This window comes from Saccharopolyspora sp. NPDC045839 (assembly GCF_056431645.1).
On sequence record NZ_JBWKKH010000046.1, the window covers coordinates 17,120 to 33,108 of the forward strand.

Here is a 15,989-nt window from a genome sequence, read left to right on the forward strand (position 1 = left end):
TACTCTGAGGCTTCACTCGAACGGGCGGATACACCAGTTCGCAGTGACAAAAACTGACACGAGGCGCGATCCCATGCCACGCTCAATCTCCCCGGACCCGCTGCGACAAATCCGGATCCTTCGGGCTTCCTCGCAGCCTGGTTCCCAGTTTCGGAGGTGAAATTGTGGTGTTGGCACATTCTTCCCTGCCGCACATCAGTGGAGGGCGTCGTTCACGCACCGACGCCTTCTTGTTCTGTGTCCGTAGTCGCCGTTGTTTTCCTCGCGGGCATCGCGGTCGGTCCGGTGGTGGCGTGGGCGGTGCGGCCGTGGGTGGTGTGGTCGACACGGCCCTGGCCGTTGGCCGGGTTCAGCGCTGCCGGCGGCGCTGTTTCGCTCGCCGTGGGGTGCCGCTTCGCCACCGATCCTGTGCTCGTCGCTTGGTGGTGGTGGGCGATCTGCAGTGTGGCGCTGGCCTGGATCGACATGGCCTGTCACCGATTGCCCCGCCCGTGGGTGATCGCGTTGGCCGCGGGAGGCCTGGTCGTGTTCACCGTCCACGCGATCGCGGTGGGCTCGCCGACGGCGCTGCTGCGATCGCTGTCCGCCAGCGTTCTGGTGCTGGTTGTCGGTTCGCTCGCCTACTGGGTCGCGCCGGGTGGGCTGGGCTACGGCGACATCACGTTGCTCGCCGCGATCTCGGTGTACACCGGGTGGATCGGGTGGCGAACCGTGCTGGTGGGCATCGCCGCGTCGCTGCTGGTGCTCGGCGTGCTCGCCGGCCTGGCATGGGCGACCACGCTGCGAGCCCGGACCGCACGCATCGCCGCCGGCCCCAGCCTGATCCTCGGCGGCTGGATCGCCGTCCTGTCGTAAGAATTTCGTTGTAGAAAGCGCAATTCGAATGCGCATGACCAGCACCATGACTGCGCTCGCCCGTCTGGCGGTGCAGGCTTGGACATGCATACCGGCTAGTCCTACGCCGCATCACACACCGGTTGACAGCGCCGCTGGCCGGAGCGTCCATATCACTGCCCCTGGAAGTCGAAACAATCACTATGGAGGCAATAGAGATGTCCTCAGTAGACCGTTCGCTGTTTCACACGCCGCCGACGCAGGAACTACGCGCCCCCGGGCCGAGGCCGAACCGGGCTCCGGTCGCGCCCTGTTCCTCACCCGCCCCGCGTACTCGGGTGGCCTGCACTCTCGGTCCCCCGCCGCCTATGCGTATGCCGCGCAACACCGGCGGCATCGTCATCACTTCCACCGACCGAGACCCGCACCAGGCCCTCACCGGCTTCACTGGATCCTGGAGGACGAACCTCAGCCCCGCCACTCTCCCTGCGGGAACTGTTGTCTTGCAGCTCCTTCCGCCCGCCGACGGCGACGATCCCGATCTGGTCGACGTCTGGTTGTGGCTCACCCGCCACGGGCGTTGGGCGATGCTGGGCTGCTGGAAGAACGCAGGACCGGGCTGGACATATCGTGCCGCACCCTTGATCCACGCCGCCCTACCCTCACCACAAGCCGAGTCGGTACCTCACGACGCTGGAAGCTCGCCACGGCTGCGCGCCCTTCCCTCCCACCGCGCCTAGACGCCCGTCGCCATGGCGAACAGGGTGCGCAGCGCTGACGTGCCCCCCCGTGTGCCGAAGGGCGGTCTGACCGTCCCCAGAACGACAGTCCACCCGCTCCGAGGACACTGAAGTGCTTGCAGCACCCGGGATGCGTGGACGTCGTCGACGACTCACCCGGACGAGTGGACCGGCCGTCTGGCGAGACCCAAAATCTGACACCGAGCGGTGGGCGCTGCCAAGCTCAGTGGCCCTGGAAGGCCGCAACGATCCCGATGTTGTGTGGTTCCCAGCAGTTCTCGCGCTCAGTTTCCACTCTGGAGGTGGATGTTGTGCCGGACATTCCTAGCCCGCACGATGAAAGGCGAAACTCGACTTCTGCAGCCAATTGCCCTACCCCAGTGGACTGCCGCAGTCGCGCCGGTCGTGTTTTCCGCCGGCCTGGGATAGGTGACGGGCCCGCTGGCAGGCCACCGCGGTGTGGCATCCCAGGTCGCCGCCGGTCTCATCCTGGTTCTCGGCACATGGTTCGGCATCATGTTCGTCCGAACAATCACCACAATCGGAAGGACTCGCAGATGCTCCCACTGACCGGTGTTGCCAGGGCCGCGCGGATGTCCGCGGCGCTGGCGGTGGCGGGGTTTCTCGGCATCGGCTGTTCCTCACCTCCGCCTGCGGTCCTGGCGCCGGCGCCGAGTATCGACCCGCCTTCGGGAAGCCCAACGAATACTGCTGCCGGGGAACGCGCGGTGGTCGAGCAGGTCTACGGCGAGTTCTGGCGGGTGTCGTGGATCTCAGCCGGTGAACCGGATAGCCAGTGGGAGCACGACCTGGGAAACGTGGCGGTGGATCCGTTGCTGTCCCAGATTCTCTCCAGGGCGCGGCAGCAGCGTGCCGATGGGATTCGGTTGTATGGCGAGGTCACACCGCGTGTTTCCGAGGTCGGTGTTGACGGCGACCAGGCCACGATCACCGATTGCCAGGATGGAAGCCGGTCGGGACAGGCGGATCTCGCTACCGGGCACCCCAGAAACGTCGGTCCCGAGCGCAATCCAGTCCGGGGCACGCTGACCCGGGGCGCTGACGGTGCCTGGCGTGTGATGCGCATCGATTTCCCAGGGGGTGTGTGCTGATGCCCGCCCGATCCCGTATCTCTGTCGTCGTCGTGGGAGTCGCGGCGTTGAGCATCACGATGAGCCCGGTGTGCCTGGCTCAGGCGGGTGGCGTGGAGGTGGGGCCGGGTGACTATGGCGGGTTGTATTCGCCGCCGTCGGTGGATCTCGGCGCCACGAGTCCCGGCAAGCCAGGTAAGCCCACGACATCAACACCGGGCAACGGTGGCACGGGATCCGGGGCTGGGCACGCCGGGTCACCGACTACGCCGCCTCTCTGCCCGACGCTGCTGTGCGACGCGCCTGGGCAATCGCAGGATTCGGCGTTTCTCCTTGGTTCGTCGCCGTTATCGACGTGGTGTCTCGGGCCCTTAGACGAGGGCGGGTGTCCGGCCCCGCTCACCGCACCGCCCGGGGCTCCCGAGTCACCCGGCGCTGTGGGGCCACCGCAGGCGGTGGTGCTCGCACACCAGGCCGCCGACCGACTCCGTCTGCCCCTGCCGACACCTCGGCATTCCCCGGATCTGCGGCTGCCGGATGGGCGTTCGGCGACCGTGGTGGGGGAACACACGTGGTTGTGGACCGAGGCCGCTGACTGGCAGCCCCAGCACGAACGAGTCCAGGCCGGTGAGGTCTGGGCTGAGGTCACGGCCGTGCCGGTGCGGTTGTCGATGCAACCAGGCAACGGTCAGCCGACTGCCTCCTGTGCCGGGCCAGGAACCCCGTACGACCGGTCCTTCGGAGTGCACGCCGCGTCTCCCGACTGTGACCTCGTCTACGAACGCTCATCGATTGATCAGCCTGGTGAGCAGGTCACAACGGAGTGGTCGATCTCGTGGCGGGTGGTGTGGCGGGGGTGGACCGGCAGCGACGTTGTCGGCGGTGAACTGGCCCCCATGACCTCACGTGCTCAGGCGACCTTCGCGGTCGCGGAAGCACAAGCACTACGCACCCACTAGTTCCATCTTTTCCTTGCGATAGAACCTATTCTCATCAATTTCTGCACTTCTTACTGGGAGAGACCTATGTCTGCAACGGGATCATTCCAGCTCACCACGACGCCCGAAGCACGTGACACGCCACGTTCGGAGAGGGTGGTGGGGCCGCGGGTGCCGCGGCGTCGACGGTGGCTACTCCTCGTCGGAGCCGCCGGGCTGGTAGGTGTGTCGGTATTCGGGAACGTCGCGGTGGTGTCGGCGCTGCGGGACCGGGAGCCGATGCTGCTTGTGGCGCGAGATGTCGGGTGGGGACAGCGGATCAGCGCCCAGGATGTGACCACTGTGGATTTGCCGTCGGGCGCGCGACTGTTCGCGGTTCCCGACATTCAACGGCCCCAGATCCTCGGCCGGGTGGCCACCGGCACTCTCCGCGCCGGAACACTGCTGGCCCCCACCGACGTCACGACACAGAGCATTCCCGCAGCAGGCCAGAGCGTCGTGGGGATCCGGTTGGAACCTGGCCAGTTCCCGGCTCGTGGTTTGAACCCCAACGACGCGATCCAGGTCGTGGCGCTGGAGCCGCAATCCACTCTCGCTGGTTCGGGTGCGGCTCCCAGCGGTGCTGGGTTTGCCGCGCGGGTGGTTCAGGTGTCCCCACCGGATGCCGAGGGCGCGATCACGGCGGACGTGCTCATCCCCGACACCGCCGCCGAGCCGGCCGCCCGCGCCGCCGCGAGCGGAGCGTTGGTGCGCCTCCTCGGCCCTCGCCCCTAACCAGATTCCCAATCCGCACAAGGAGAAAACCCATGGCTGTGATCACGCTCCTCTCCCAGAAAGGGTCGCCCGGCGTCACCACGTCGGTCGCGGCGTTGGCCACGATGTGGCCCCATCCCTGCTTGGTCGTCGACGCCGACCCGGACGGGGGTGATCTGCTGCCGGGGTGGGGTGGGCAGTGGTGGGTCGACGGCCGCCTCACCACAGACCGTGGTGTGGTGAGTTTCGCCGCCGCCACCCGCCACCTCGGCTCGGTACCGGCGGAAGGACTCATCGGGCACGTCCAAGACATTCCCGGCACAGGTCATCTTCGCCTCCTGGGCGGGGTGACCAGCCGAGCCCAAGCTGAGGCCATCGGCAACAACGGCTGGCGCCGGCTGGCCAGCGCGATCCGCGACCTCACCACCGCAGGCGGGCCTGATGTCCTCATCGATGCGGGCCGGTGGCTTGCCCCCGGGCCGGCATTGCCGTGGCCCTTGGTCAGCGAGGCCGATCTCGTCCTGCTCGGGGTGCGGCCGAGCCTGCGGCACATCTCGGCTGCGACACCACTGGTCACGGCGCTGCGGGAGCGCCTCCCGTCGAGGCGTCTGGGGGTGGCGGTGTCGGCGACCACGAGCCGGGAGGCCGACGACGTCTCCCGTGCCCTCGGGGTCCCGGTCGGGCTGGAACTGCCGCACGATCCGCCCACCGCACGAGCCCTCTCCGACGGCGCCACCCCCTCTCACACGCCACACCGCTGCCCCCTGCTGCGCACCAGCAGGAAAGCCGCACGCCGCCTGCACACCCACCTCAACCCACCACCCACCGACACCACACCTCCAGCTGCCACAGGTCGCGAGCTCGCACGGAAAGGCACGTCATGACGAGGCGAATCAACGAATCCCACAACGGCTTTCACCTGCGAACTGTGGAGGGAAGCGAGCTCCCCGATCAGGACGCGGTACGGCGGCTGCGTGCCAGGGTGGCCGAGCGCGTGCGCGTGGCCCCGGTCACCGATCACGCGCATCTGGACTCGGTCGTGGTCGAGGAGATCACCGCGTGGGCACACGCCCGCGCCACCCGCGGAGACCCTCCGATGTCGGAGAAACAGGAGCACGCTCTGGCGGAGGCGGTGCTGGCCGCGCTGGCCGGCCTGGGTGCGCTGCAGCCGTTGCTGGAACGCGCGGACGTGGAGAACATCCACATCCACGGCCACGACCGGGTTTTTCTCGAACTCGCCGACGGCAGCCTGCAGCGCTGGCCGCACCCGGTCGCCGACTCCGACGCCGAGCTGCTGGAGCTCCTGGAGGCGATATTCGCCCGGCTAGGACAGACCAGCCGCGAGTTCTCCCCCGCTCAGCCGATCGGGAACCTGCGGCTGCCCGCCGGGGGGCCGTTGGGGGCCCGGTTGGCGGCAGTGCGTGACGTCGCCGACCGCCCGCGGGTGGCGATCCGCCGTCACCGCCTCACCCACAGCACCCTCGCCGACCTGCAGCAGCACGGCAGCCTCGACGCGGGGCTGCGGCACTTCCTGGAGGTGGCGGTGGCCGCCGGGACCAACATGCTGGTCACCGGCGGCCCGTATGCGGGCAAGACGACACTGTTGCGGGCGTTGTGCCATGAGATCCCCGCGACCGAGCACGTGGTCACCGTCGAAGACGACTACGAACTCGGCCTGCACCTCGCCCCCGACCGGCATCCGCTGGTCACCCCGCTGGAGGCACGCACTCCCAACGCCGAAGGTGTCGGCGAGGTCAGCCTCGACGACCTCCTCAAGCAAGCCCTGCGTCATTCGCCGTCGCGGGTCGTGGTGGGCGAGGTCCGCGGCGGCGAGATCACCGCCCTGCTCCGTGCCCTCGGCAACGGCGCCGCCGGTGGGATGGGGACCGTGCACGCGGTCTCGGCGCGGGCGGTGCCGGATCGCATCGCCGCACTCGGCCAACTTGCCCACCCACCCCTGCCGGTGGAGGCGGCGCATCGGTGGACGGCCTCGGCGGTGGACCTCATCGTGCACGTCACCCGCCGCGACCACCCCACTACTGGTCGGGAGCGGTTCGTCTCCGACATCGTCGAAGTCGGCCCGGTCGGCGATGCCACCCTCCCCGATCTCACCACCCTCTTCGGCCCCCGCCCCGGCGACGGCCGCGCCATCCCCTACTGCCCGCCAAGCCCTGGGCTGCTCGAACGTCTCGAAGCCCACGGGCTCGACCGCGGCGTGTTCCACCACCCAGCCGGCCAGTGGACCCACAGCGATCAGGGGGGTGGGCGGTCGTGATCCTCGCCGTATCCATCCTGTGTGGACTCCTCCTGGGCGTGGGTCTCTTGCTGGGCTGCCTCGCCGCCCTCCCGCACACACCCACCCGGGAACCCTGGCGGCTGGGCCGACGCCGGGTCATGACGCGGCTGCGGGAAAGCCGGCGGTGGCGCCGGGTTCTGGCCGCGGTGGTGGCGGCGTGTGTCGTGGGGTGGGCGACCGGATGGCCGGTCGCCGCCGTAGCCACGATCGCCGCCGCCTACGGCCTGCCCCTGTTGCTGGCGCCGCAGGGGCCGCGGGAGGCGATCGCGCTGCAGGAGGCCCTAGCGATGTGGACTCGCCGTGTCGGGGATCTGCTGGCCTCCGGTGCCGGCGGACTGCACCAGGCGCTGGCCCGCTCCGCCGACACCGCCCCCGACCTCCTCGCCGACCCCCTCCACCGACTCACCGCGCGCCTGCCCTCCGAGGGCCCAGAGAAGGCGCTGCGGGCCTTCGCCGACGAGTTCGCCGACCCCGCGGTCGACGAGGTGGTGCTCGCGCTGCTGCTGCGGTTGCGCACGGGTGGGCGTGGCCTGGTAGAGATCCTGCACGCCCAAGCCACCGCCCTGAATGCGCGTGCCGCGCTCCGGCGGGAGATCGAGGCCGACCGCGCGAAACCCCGCACCACCGTGCGCACCCTCGTCGCCATCACCATCATCATGGTCACCGGGCTGGTGCTCTTCGCCCGCGACTATCTCGCCCCGTTCGACACCCTCGCCGGGCAAGGCGTCCTGGCGATCGTGGCCGGGATCTTCGCTGTGGCGTTGTGGCGGATGCACCGCCTGTCGAGCACCTCGCGCGGTCCTCGCTACCTGACCGGCGGTGAGGTGTCATGAGCCCCGTTCTCGTGCTCGCCGTACTCCTCGGGGCCGTGCTCGGGCTCGGACTCGCAGTCGGTGTGTGGGCGGTGGCAGGGCCGGCTCCGCTGGATCTCGCCGCCGCCTGGCGCCACATCTCGACCCGCACCACCAGCACTCGACCCGCCCCTGGCTGGCGCGCCCTCGGCACCCGCCTCCTGACCGAGGTCACGGACAGAGCCGTACGGGCACGGCACCCCTGGCTGGGTATCCCGTTTCACGACCTCGACCTGCTCGATGCAACGGCGACGGCGTATGTGACGGCGCGGCTGCGCTGGACGGCAGCGGGCATCACCGCAGCAACCGCGCTGTTCGTAGCCCTGGCCGCGGTGGGGATGGCGTTGCCACTGGGAGTGTCGGCGGTGGTCGTGGCCGCTGCCGGTGTGGTGGGGGCGATGCTGCCGGTCTGGCAGACCCGACAGCGTGCCTCAGCGGCGCGGGAGGACTGCCGGCGGATCCTGGCCGTCTACCTCGACCTCGTCGCCCAGGAACGCGCCGCGGGCCACGCCCCCGCCCCGGCACTGCGGGAGGCCGCCGCCGTCGGTGGGCATGGGCTGTTCACCCGGGTGCACCGCACCCTCACCCACGCCGAACACAGTGGACACCCACCCTGGAGCGCGCTGCGTGAGCTCGGTGAGGCGATCGGGCTCCGCGAACTCGTCGCGGTCGCGGATCTGGCGGCCACCGCCGCCGACGGCGCCGCGATCTACACCAGCCTCACCACCCAAGCCACCAGCCTCCGCGCCACCGCGGTCAGCACCGACAAGGCTGAGGCCAACACACGCACCGAACGCCTCACCCTGCCGGTCACCGTCCTCATGGCCGGCTTCCTCATCCTCACCCTCTACCCCACCGTCATCCGGCTCCTCACCGGATAGCCCTGAATTTCCCGCCCTGCACAGTGCATGAAGGAGTTTCCGCCATGTTCATTACTCGACTGCGTCACCACGCCACGACCACCATGCTGCTGCTGGCCGTCTGGGTCGCCCTCGCCGGCCACCTCGCCCGCGACCGATCGACGAAGGCCAGCTTCGACGACACCGGGTCGGAGAGCACAGAGAAAGCCGTCCTCACCGCGATCGCCCTCGCCGTCGCCCTCGGACTCGGCGCCGCCATCACCACGGTCGTCGCCAAATACCAAGCACAACTCCACTAACCCGGGGGGACTACTCCATGAACCTCTTCGTCGTCTACAAGAGACAGACACGGGCGGGAGGGGATGCGGGATCGGTCGCGGTCGAGCTAGCGGTTCTCGCCCCGCTGGCATTGATTCTGCTGATGTCGGTTCTGCAGGCAGGGTTGTGGTGGCACACCCGCACCCTGTGTCTGTCCGCGGCCCAGCACGGTGCCCAACTCGCCCGCACCGTCACCGGCACCGCCGGGCACGCCCACGCCGCCGCCACCGGTTTCCTCGCCCGCGTGGGAACCCTGACCGCCCAGCCCGTGGTCACCGCCAACGTCGACGCCGCGTTGGTGACGGTGCGGGTGGCCGCCACCGCGCCACGACTCCTGCCCATTCCTGGACTGGACTTGCGTGTCGAGCAGGAAGCCCAGGCCAGTAAAGAACACTTCACCACACCGGGGAGCACACCATGAACCGCCGCAGGCTCGATGAGGGCTCGGCCAGTGCGGAACTCGCGGTGCTGACACCGATGCTGCTGATACTGCTGGTGCTGGTCATCGCCGGTGGACGCATCGTCAGCGCCGACAACGCCCTGGGCCACGCCACCACCGCCGCCGCCCGCTCGGCATCGCTGGCCCGCACTCCCGCCGCCGCCCACACCGCCGCGGCCGCGACCGGAACACACGTCATAGCCGAACAACACCTCGCGTGCACAGGAATACAGCTGCACGCCGACACCAGCGCCTTCGGCACCAGGGCGGGCGAACCCGGCACCGTCACGGTCACCCTGGGCTGCACCGTGACCCTGGCCGACCTCACCGGCCTGTCCACGCTCCCCGGCGTCGTCCCGCTGCAGGCCACCTTCGCCAGCCCGGTCGACCCCTATCGGACACGCTCATGACCGCCCCGACCAGACACTCCCGCGACCAGGGATCGGTCAGTGTGCTGGTCGCCGTGCTCGTGCCGTGCCTGCTGCTGGTCTTCGCCGTCGTGGTGGAGGGAGCCGACCGGCTGCGGGTGCTGGCCCGCGCCGACGCCGTGGCGGCCGAAGCCGCCCGTACCGCACTCACCGCCCTGGACACCCGCGGTCCGGCCGTCACCCTCGACACGACCGCAGCCATCAGTGCCGCACGCCACTACCTCGGCGCCACCAGGCACACCGGGACGGTCACGATGGACGGCGCCGGCACCGTGCACGTCACGGTCGCCTATTCCGAGCGCGCCAGGATGGGGCTGCTCTGGGACACCCACACCGTCACCGGCGACGCCACCGCCTCGCTCGGCGTCGGCACCCGCACCCCAGGCGGCCTGCCATGACCTCCCACGGCCACCACGCCATCGCGGACCGGATCCGTGCCGTCGCTGCCGTGCTCGGCCTCGCCGCCCTACTCGCCGGAATGCCGGCGATCCTGGTGGTCGCCGGTCGCGACGTCGTCACGTTGCCGCGGCTGGCGTGGCCGGTGGTCGACGACTCCCCCTGGGCGCCGCCGATCGTCGAGCAACTCCGCCCGTGGCTGGAGGACACCTGGCACACCGTGCGCCTCGACCTCGGCGCCGACGGCGCCCTCATTCTCGCGATCTTCGCCTTCGGCTGGGTGACCTGGGCGGTGCTGGCCTGGTGGAGCCTCTGCGATCTCGTGCTCCTGCTCCGCTACGGCACCCGGATCGCACGGCACCGCCTCACCACCGTCTCCGGGCCGCGGGGCTGGATCACCGCGCTGGTCGCCACCACCGTCTTCTCCGTCAGCACCCCCACCGCCTCCGCAACCCCCGTGGACCCGGTCGCGGTGACCGCGCCGCAGGACCCCGGTGGTGCGCTGCCGAACCGCCCCAGCGGCAGCGACACCGCCCTGCCGCTGGGTTCGGGCGGATATTCCGATCCGCCCGAACCCAGCACCCCCACCCACATCGACGACGATGTGCGCCCGGAGTGCCCCCGCTACCGCGTCGCCCGTGGCGACACCCTCTGGGGCCTGGCCGCCCGCCACCTCGGCAACCCCCATCGCGTGCAGGAGATCGTCGACCTCAACACCGACCGCATCGCCACACCGCACCACCTGCTCACCGACTGGATCCTCCTGCTTCCCCCCGACGCCACCCACCTCCCCACTCCCGCAGTCATTGCCGACAATGCGCGCTGGATCACCGTCCAGCCTGGTGACACACTCACCGCGATCGCCGCACGCGAACTCGGCGCCCCCGACCAGTGGCACGACCTCTTCGATCTCAACGCCCACCAGCCCCAGCCGGACGGGCGTGTCCTGCGTGACCCGAACCTGCTCTTCCCCGGCTGGCGCCTCGCACTGCCCACCGCACCCGTGCAGAGTTCGCCACCACCACATCCAGAAACGGCGCCCGCTCTCCCGCTCACGCCAACAGAAACTCCGCCGCCAGCGGCACCAGACCACGACCGAGCCACCCCAAACCCTGCCCCGGCGGAGACCCAGCCGGAGGTCACCGACATCGGCGAGGAGCCGGGGCTGGTCGTGCTGCCCTCGGGCGGCCTCGTGAGCTTGTCGCTGGCTGCCGCGGTCGCCACCGCGCTGACCCTCGCGCGGCGCCGTCGCCGCCACCAACGCCCACTCGACCACTCCCCACACACCCAGTCGGCTCGTCCCAGCCACGCGGTCCGCGTGCTAGATCACGCCGCACGCCACCACACCGGACCGCCCACCGATCCCGAAGCCCAGGAGTTCACACCCCGCCGAGCCTGGCCGCCACCGGCACCGGTCGTCCGCGCCCACACCGACACCGGCGAACATCCCCTGGACCTGACCACTGTCGCCGGGCTCGGGCTCACCGGCCCCGGTGCGCCGGCCGCGACACGGGCAATCCTGACCACTGTCGTCGCCGGCGACACTCTCCACCCAGGACAGATCCACCTCGCCGGCCCCGACATCCTCACCGCACTCGCCCCCGACCAGCCCGGCCACGCCCCAGCGTCAGCGGCACTCGGCGAGGTGCCGGGGGTAACTGTCACCAGCGGGGAGCCCGACGCTCTGGCCCTCCTGGAAGCCGAACTCGCCCGCCGCATCCGTCTCCTGGACGATCTCGTTCTCCACACCGACATCCCCGAGGAACCTGACAGCGCGCAGCCCCATCCCGCTATGCCCGGGGCGGCCACCGACATGGCGGCCCGTACCGCAGCCCGCTTCCACGCCTACCAGGAGCGGGACCCCGCCGAGGCGGTTCCCACCCTGCTGGCCTGCGCCCGGCCGACGCCGGCGACCCGCGCGCGGTGGGCCGCCGTCTGCGAACTCGGCCGCAGCCTGGGCATCCACGCCCTGCTCCTCACCAACGACTGGACCCCAACACTCGACATCGCCGACGACGGCACGATCAACCACACCCACGGCACGGACATCACACTCCCCCACGGAACCCGGCTGGACACGCTCCACACCACCGACGCCGCCGAGATCTGGCGAGTCGTCGCCGCGGCCCACAGCCCCGCGCCCACCACCACCGTCGAGACCGTGGACTCTTCCGACCGGGAGGATCCCGACGTTGCCGACGACCAGGCCGACGGCCGCCAGGCCGACGGCGGGCAGGCCGACGGCGGGCAGGCCGACGGCGGGCAGGACGACGCACCACCACGTCCTGAAGCACACCGTCATGCGATGGTGCGGGTTCGGGTGCTCGGCGGTGTCCGCGTCGAAACTCCCGGCGGCGAGGTGTCCGGGATGCGCAGCCTCGCCCGCGAAATCCTGGCCTACCTCGCGGCGCACCCCGCCGGCGCCCGCAGCGACACCCTCGAAGAAGACATCCTCGCCCACGTCCCACCCGCCAACCGGCGCGCGCAGCTGCACACCGCCATCTCCCACGCCCGCGCCGCCCTGCGCAAAGCCACCGGGCTGACCGACCAACGGTTCATCACCTCCGCCGCCGGCGCCTATCGCCTCGACGACTCCTCCATCACCCTCGATGTCCAGGAACTGTCCGAAGCCCTGCACCAAGCACGGACCTCCACCGACACCGTCCTCCGGTTGCACGCCCTGGGCACGGTGGCAGAGCTGTGCCGGGCCGGTCCGCCCCTGGAAGGCTCCCACTACGCGTGGGCCGAACCCGTGGCGGAAATGTGGCGCAGCCAAGCACTCGACGCTCTTCTCACCCTCGCGAAAACGATCGAACGAGACGAACCCGAACGCGCCGTCGATGTTCTGCACCTGGCCATCTCCTGGGACCCCTACACCGAACAGCTCTACCAACACCTCATCCGGCTCCAAACCAGCCTGGGACGCCCCGAAGCCGCCACCGCCACCTTCCGGGCACTGCGAGCACGACTCGCCGACATCGACTGCGAACCCGACCCCACCACCGAACAACTCCTCGCCCCACCCCACAAACCCACCGAAAACAGGGTTCCGCTTTGACACACAACCAGGTTCGATGACAGCAAAGCGCAGCATGAACCCTGCCCTGCCACGAACCCACAACGCGGATTCACCGAGGAACCACTCTTGATCCACACGGCACCACGACCCCAGCCCCGGCCGCGCCACTGGTCACACAGGCAGGCCGATTTCCCTGCGCCGGACCCAGTTTTGTGCGCGGAAGTCTCACCGGCGGTCCCCGGGTGCGCGACCGGGATAGCGGTGTGGGCCCTACTCCCGTTCAGGGGGCCGTTGGCCCCGCCGTCGGCCACCCCGCCCAGACCCCGTCGTCCAGGGCGGTGCCCCGACGGCCCCCCTTACACCTCCCACCACCGCAGCTCAGGGCCCACATCAGCGATCCTGCCGATGAGCCAGACTGGTTACGATAACCAGTCTGAACCGCCATCAGCACGCGAAAAGAATCAACTCCCCAACCTCCCGGAATTCGCTGAGAAACCGGCAGCATTATCGGCATTAGTATTTCACTGATTCTCGGCCGGCCACAGTAGCCAGGTCACCCCCGGCCCGCGGCACACCTCTTCCTCCGGCTCCCTCGGCCGGCCCCTCCCTCGTCAGCCGGGCCGGTAGTGGGCCGTCACCGGCACGGACGCGGCCGAACCCGCGCCCGCCCGTTCCCGGGCCGAATAGCGACACGGAACCGCCAGCGGGGAAATAACCGACCGAAAAGATGTGAACAAACCATCGATAAAACATCTGAAATTGGCCGGAAAGAATCTTGAAAATGGCCCCATTTTCGACTTGAGCGCCCGCCCTCGCGGAGCTATCTTTGAATTGTCACCGGGAACAAAACCCGGAAATAGCCAAAGTTCCGGCGAGCATGAATTCATTTCCTTTTTCGCAGAGTGGGGTATTTTCGTGAAACCAATCCCGGCTGCCGATATCAGCGGCACCGTCACCAGGCTGAATTTCGGCACAGATCCCGACGGGGCAGTGATGGTGGCATATCTCGAAGACGACGACGGACGAATCACCCGCTACCACATGCGGTTTCCCGCCGGAGCCGTCGGCTTCCTACGCCAACAGCTCGATCAGGGTACGCAAGCCACGAAATAAACAGGGCATCAGCCCGCATCAATGAATGTCCATAGTGGACATTCATGCGCCGGGAGGCAACCCGCGATGACCTGGACGATCAGAACCATCGACGACAGACCGCACGGGGTCACGGACGACCTGACCGTGCGCGCCGCCACCATCCTCACCGCCTAGCAGCCACCGCCAATCGTGATCAACCACAAAAAGGGTTTTGTCCACTATGGACAGAGGGGAGCCCGGACCTTGATGAGCATCGAGACCGTCCGCGATTTGCTCGCCGCCCTGGAGGACTACGACCACGACACCCCGATTCGGTGGGCCGCTCAACCGGCGTGGCCGCTCGAGTACACCGTCGGCGCCGTTGTGGAAACCCCGGCCGACGCCGAAGGCGACGGCACGCCCCCGACGGAGGAGCCGGTGGTGTGGCTGGGCGAAGGCGAGCAGCTGGGATACCTGCCCGGCAGCGCCGCCGACGCGTTGGGGTGGTCGCGATGACCGCCACCACCCACACCACGGGTCTTGCCGGGCGCGACGGCCGGGTGTGGTGGTGGCACGACCGCTGACGCCCCGTTCCCCGACCACCTCGCCACCGCACACCCCGCCGCCCAACACAGGCGGCCGACGCCCTAGCAGGAGGAGTTCCACAATGGACACCATCGTTCTCGGTACCGGCGTCCTGAACTGGCACGCCGACGAACGCCGCACCGACCGGTACGGCACCGTCCACCTCAACCGCACCCCCGACGACGACACCCCCGACCCGATGCCGTTCGACCACGCGCCGGTCGGCACGCGCGGGCGACTCGTGGCCGTGATCATGGCCACCGGGCCCTCGTTCCACGTTGGCGACTGGTCCCGCGGCACACCCCCAACCACCCCGACCGTAGGCGAGGAGAACACGCTCGGCACCGGCACCGTGTTCGTCGAGCGCTCCCGCTACGGCACCACCGAGATCGGGCTGCGACCCGATGACGACCGCGACACCGCCTGGCTGGACCCCGCCGCGTTGTACCGGTGCCACGAGCAGACCGTGCGGCTGGAACTGCGACCCGACGGGCAGGGCTGAATCATGGCCCGCGCGCTGTTCTTCCTCGGACGCGGCCCCGGCGCCGCCCCTATCGGCTCGGTCTACCTCGAAACCCGGGCCGAGCGCACGAACGCCGAGCCGACCCCGGACGTGTTGGCCACGCTGCCGATCGGGCGGGACGTGTTGACCGCCACCAACCCCGACGGCTACGAACACAGCATCGGCGATCTGCTGATCGCGTGGCGCACGGGCGGGTTCGGTGACGCCTATACCCGCGACGAGGAGCAGCTCGCCAGCGACGAGAGCCCCCACGTCGACGGCACCTTCCCCGGCGACACAGCCAGCCCCATGCCGTACGCCCCGAGCTTCCGCCTGGCCTATGCCTTCGACGAGGGCCGGGTGTGGCTGTGGCGGGCCGGGGCATGGCACATCGTCACCGTCACCGACCCCGCCGACGGACGCCCGGTTGTCGAGGTGACACCTGCGGCCCGCCGCTACGGCGAGAACTACGCCGACACCGCCGCGCTGGACCTTCCACAGCTGGCCGTGTGGCTCATGGCCGAGCTGGTCACCAGCGCCGCCGATCCGGACAGCGGGTTGCCGCCCGAAGCCCGCTACGCCGCCCTGGTCTACCCCAATGGCCGGTCGATCACCTTCGTGGTGTTCGGGATCGACCCCGCCGACGCGGACTCGTTCGCCACGGCCCAGGAGATCATGAACCGCGCAATCAAGCCCGTGATCCACGCCCACAACTGGCACAACCCCGACGACCCCCACGATCACCGCTTCCTGTCCGCAGCGATCGTCCCGAACAACGCCGACCACGAACACGCCCTCCGCGCCCAAGGGCGCGGACCCGGCACCGTCACCGTCTTCACCGACCAGTGACCCACCGGTCACCTGC

General features: G+C 69.5%; 16 protein-coding genes. All 16 read left to right on the forward strand.

What is annotated here, in order from left to right:
* The first annotated feature begins 237 nt into the window (after window positions 1–237).
* The 16 genes from AC07EQ_RS39005 (at window position 238) to AC07EQ_RS39080 (ending at window position 15,973) form a co-directional block, all read left to right on the forward strand.
* Window positions 238–855: a prepilin peptidase gene (locus AC07EQ_RS39005; RefSeq protein WP_478392839.1), complete on the forward strand. Its 618-nt coding sequence runs from the start codon at window positions 238–240 to the stop codon at window positions 853–855.
* Between the two features lie 1,447 nt (window positions 856–2,302).
* On the forward strand, window positions 2,303–2,686 hold the full coding sequence (locus AC07EQ_RS39010) for a hypothetical protein (RefSeq protein ID WP_478392840.1): 384 nt from the start codon (window positions 2,303–2,305) through the stop codon (window positions 2,684–2,686).
* A gap of 1,166 nt (window positions 2,687–3,852) precedes the next feature.
* Window positions 3,853–4,377 carry an SAF domain-containing protein gene (locus AC07EQ_RS39015; protein ID WP_478392841.1) on the forward strand — a complete coding sequence of 175 codons (525 nt, stop codon included), beginning with the start codon at window positions 3,853–3,855 and terminating at the stop codon, window positions 4,375–4,377.
* A gap of 32 nt (window positions 4,378–4,409) precedes the next feature.
* A complete protein-coding gene (locus AC07EQ_RS39020; protein WP_478392842.1) occupies window positions 4,410–5,240 on the forward strand; it encodes a CpaE/TadZ family protein in 831 nt (276 codons plus the stop codon).
* A gap of 44 nt (window positions 5,241–5,284) precedes the next feature.
* Window positions 5,285–6,631 carry a CpaF family protein gene (locus AC07EQ_RS39025; RefSeq protein ID WP_478392843.1) on the forward strand — a complete coding sequence of 449 codons (1,347 nt, stop codon included), beginning with the start codon at window positions 5,285–5,287 and terminating at the stop codon, window positions 6,629–6,631.
* Window positions 6,632–6,669: 38 nt separating this feature from the next.
* Window positions 6,670–7,485, forward strand: a complete 816-nt coding sequence (locus AC07EQ_RS39030; RefSeq protein WP_478392844.1) for a type II secretion system F family protein — start codon at window positions 6,670–6,672, stop codon at window positions 7,483–7,485.
* Window positions 7,482–8,384, forward strand: a complete 903-nt coding sequence (locus tag AC07EQ_RS39035) for a type II secretion system F family protein (protein ID WP_478392845.1) — start codon at window positions 7,482–7,484, stop codon at window positions 8,382–8,384. Before AC07EQ_RS39030 ends, AC07EQ_RS39035 begins: the two co-directional genes overlap by 4 nt.
* Before the next feature lie 44 nt (window positions 8,385–8,428).
* Window positions 8,429–8,662 (forward strand): hypothetical protein, encoded by a 234-nt coding sequence (locus tag AC07EQ_RS39040; protein ID WP_478392846.1) that lies wholly within the window; start codon window positions 8,429–8,431, stop codon window positions 8,660–8,662.
* Between the two features lie 17 nt (window positions 8,663–8,679).
* The gene (locus AC07EQ_RS39045) at window positions 8,680–9,102 is read left to right on the forward strand and encodes a TadE family protein (protein ID WP_478392847.1); all 423 of its coding nucleotides are present in this window, start codon (window positions 8,680–8,682) and stop codon (window positions 9,100–9,102) included.
* Window positions 9,099–9,530 carry a TadE/TadG family type IV pilus assembly protein gene (locus AC07EQ_RS39050; RefSeq protein ID WP_478392848.1) on the forward strand — a complete coding sequence of 144 codons (432 nt, stop codon included), beginning with the start codon at window positions 9,099–9,101 and terminating at the stop codon, window positions 9,528–9,530. The genes AC07EQ_RS39045 and AC07EQ_RS39050 overlap by 4 nt, the downstream gene beginning before the upstream one ends.
* Window positions 9,527–9,946 (forward strand): hypothetical protein, encoded by a 420-nt coding sequence (locus tag AC07EQ_RS39055; protein WP_478392849.1) that lies wholly within the window; start codon window positions 9,527–9,529, stop codon window positions 9,944–9,946. The genes AC07EQ_RS39050 and AC07EQ_RS39055 overlap by 4 nt, the downstream gene beginning before the upstream one ends.
* Entirely contained in the window at window positions 9,943–13,002 is a 3,060-nt protein-coding gene (locus AC07EQ_RS39060; protein WP_478392850.1) for a LysM peptidoglycan-binding domain-containing protein, read from the forward strand. The genes AC07EQ_RS39055 and AC07EQ_RS39060 overlap by 4 nt, the downstream gene beginning before the upstream one ends.
* A 690-nt stretch (window positions 13,003–13,692) precedes the next feature.
* A complete protein-coding gene (locus AC07EQ_RS39065; RefSeq protein WP_478392851.1) occupies window positions 13,693–14,076 on the forward strand; it encodes a hypothetical protein in 384 nt (127 codons plus the stop codon).
* A 228-nt stretch (window positions 14,077–14,304) separates the two neighbouring features.
* A complete protein-coding gene (locus AC07EQ_RS39070; protein WP_478392852.1) occupies window positions 14,305–14,553 on the forward strand; it encodes a hypothetical protein in 249 nt (82 codons plus the stop codon).
* Window positions 14,554–14,704: 151 nt separating this feature from the next.
* The gene (locus AC07EQ_RS39075) at window positions 14,705–15,124 is read left to right on the forward strand and encodes a hypothetical protein (protein WP_478392853.1); all 420 of its coding nucleotides are present in this window, start codon (window positions 14,705–14,707) and stop codon (window positions 15,122–15,124) included.
* A 3-nt stretch (window positions 15,125–15,127) separates the two neighbouring features.
* Window positions 15,128–15,973 carry a hypothetical protein gene (locus AC07EQ_RS39080; protein WP_478392854.1) on the forward strand — a complete coding sequence of 282 codons (846 nt, stop codon included), beginning with the start codon at window positions 15,128–15,130 and terminating at the stop codon, window positions 15,971–15,973.
* Window positions 15,974–15,989 lie beyond the last annotated feature (16 nt).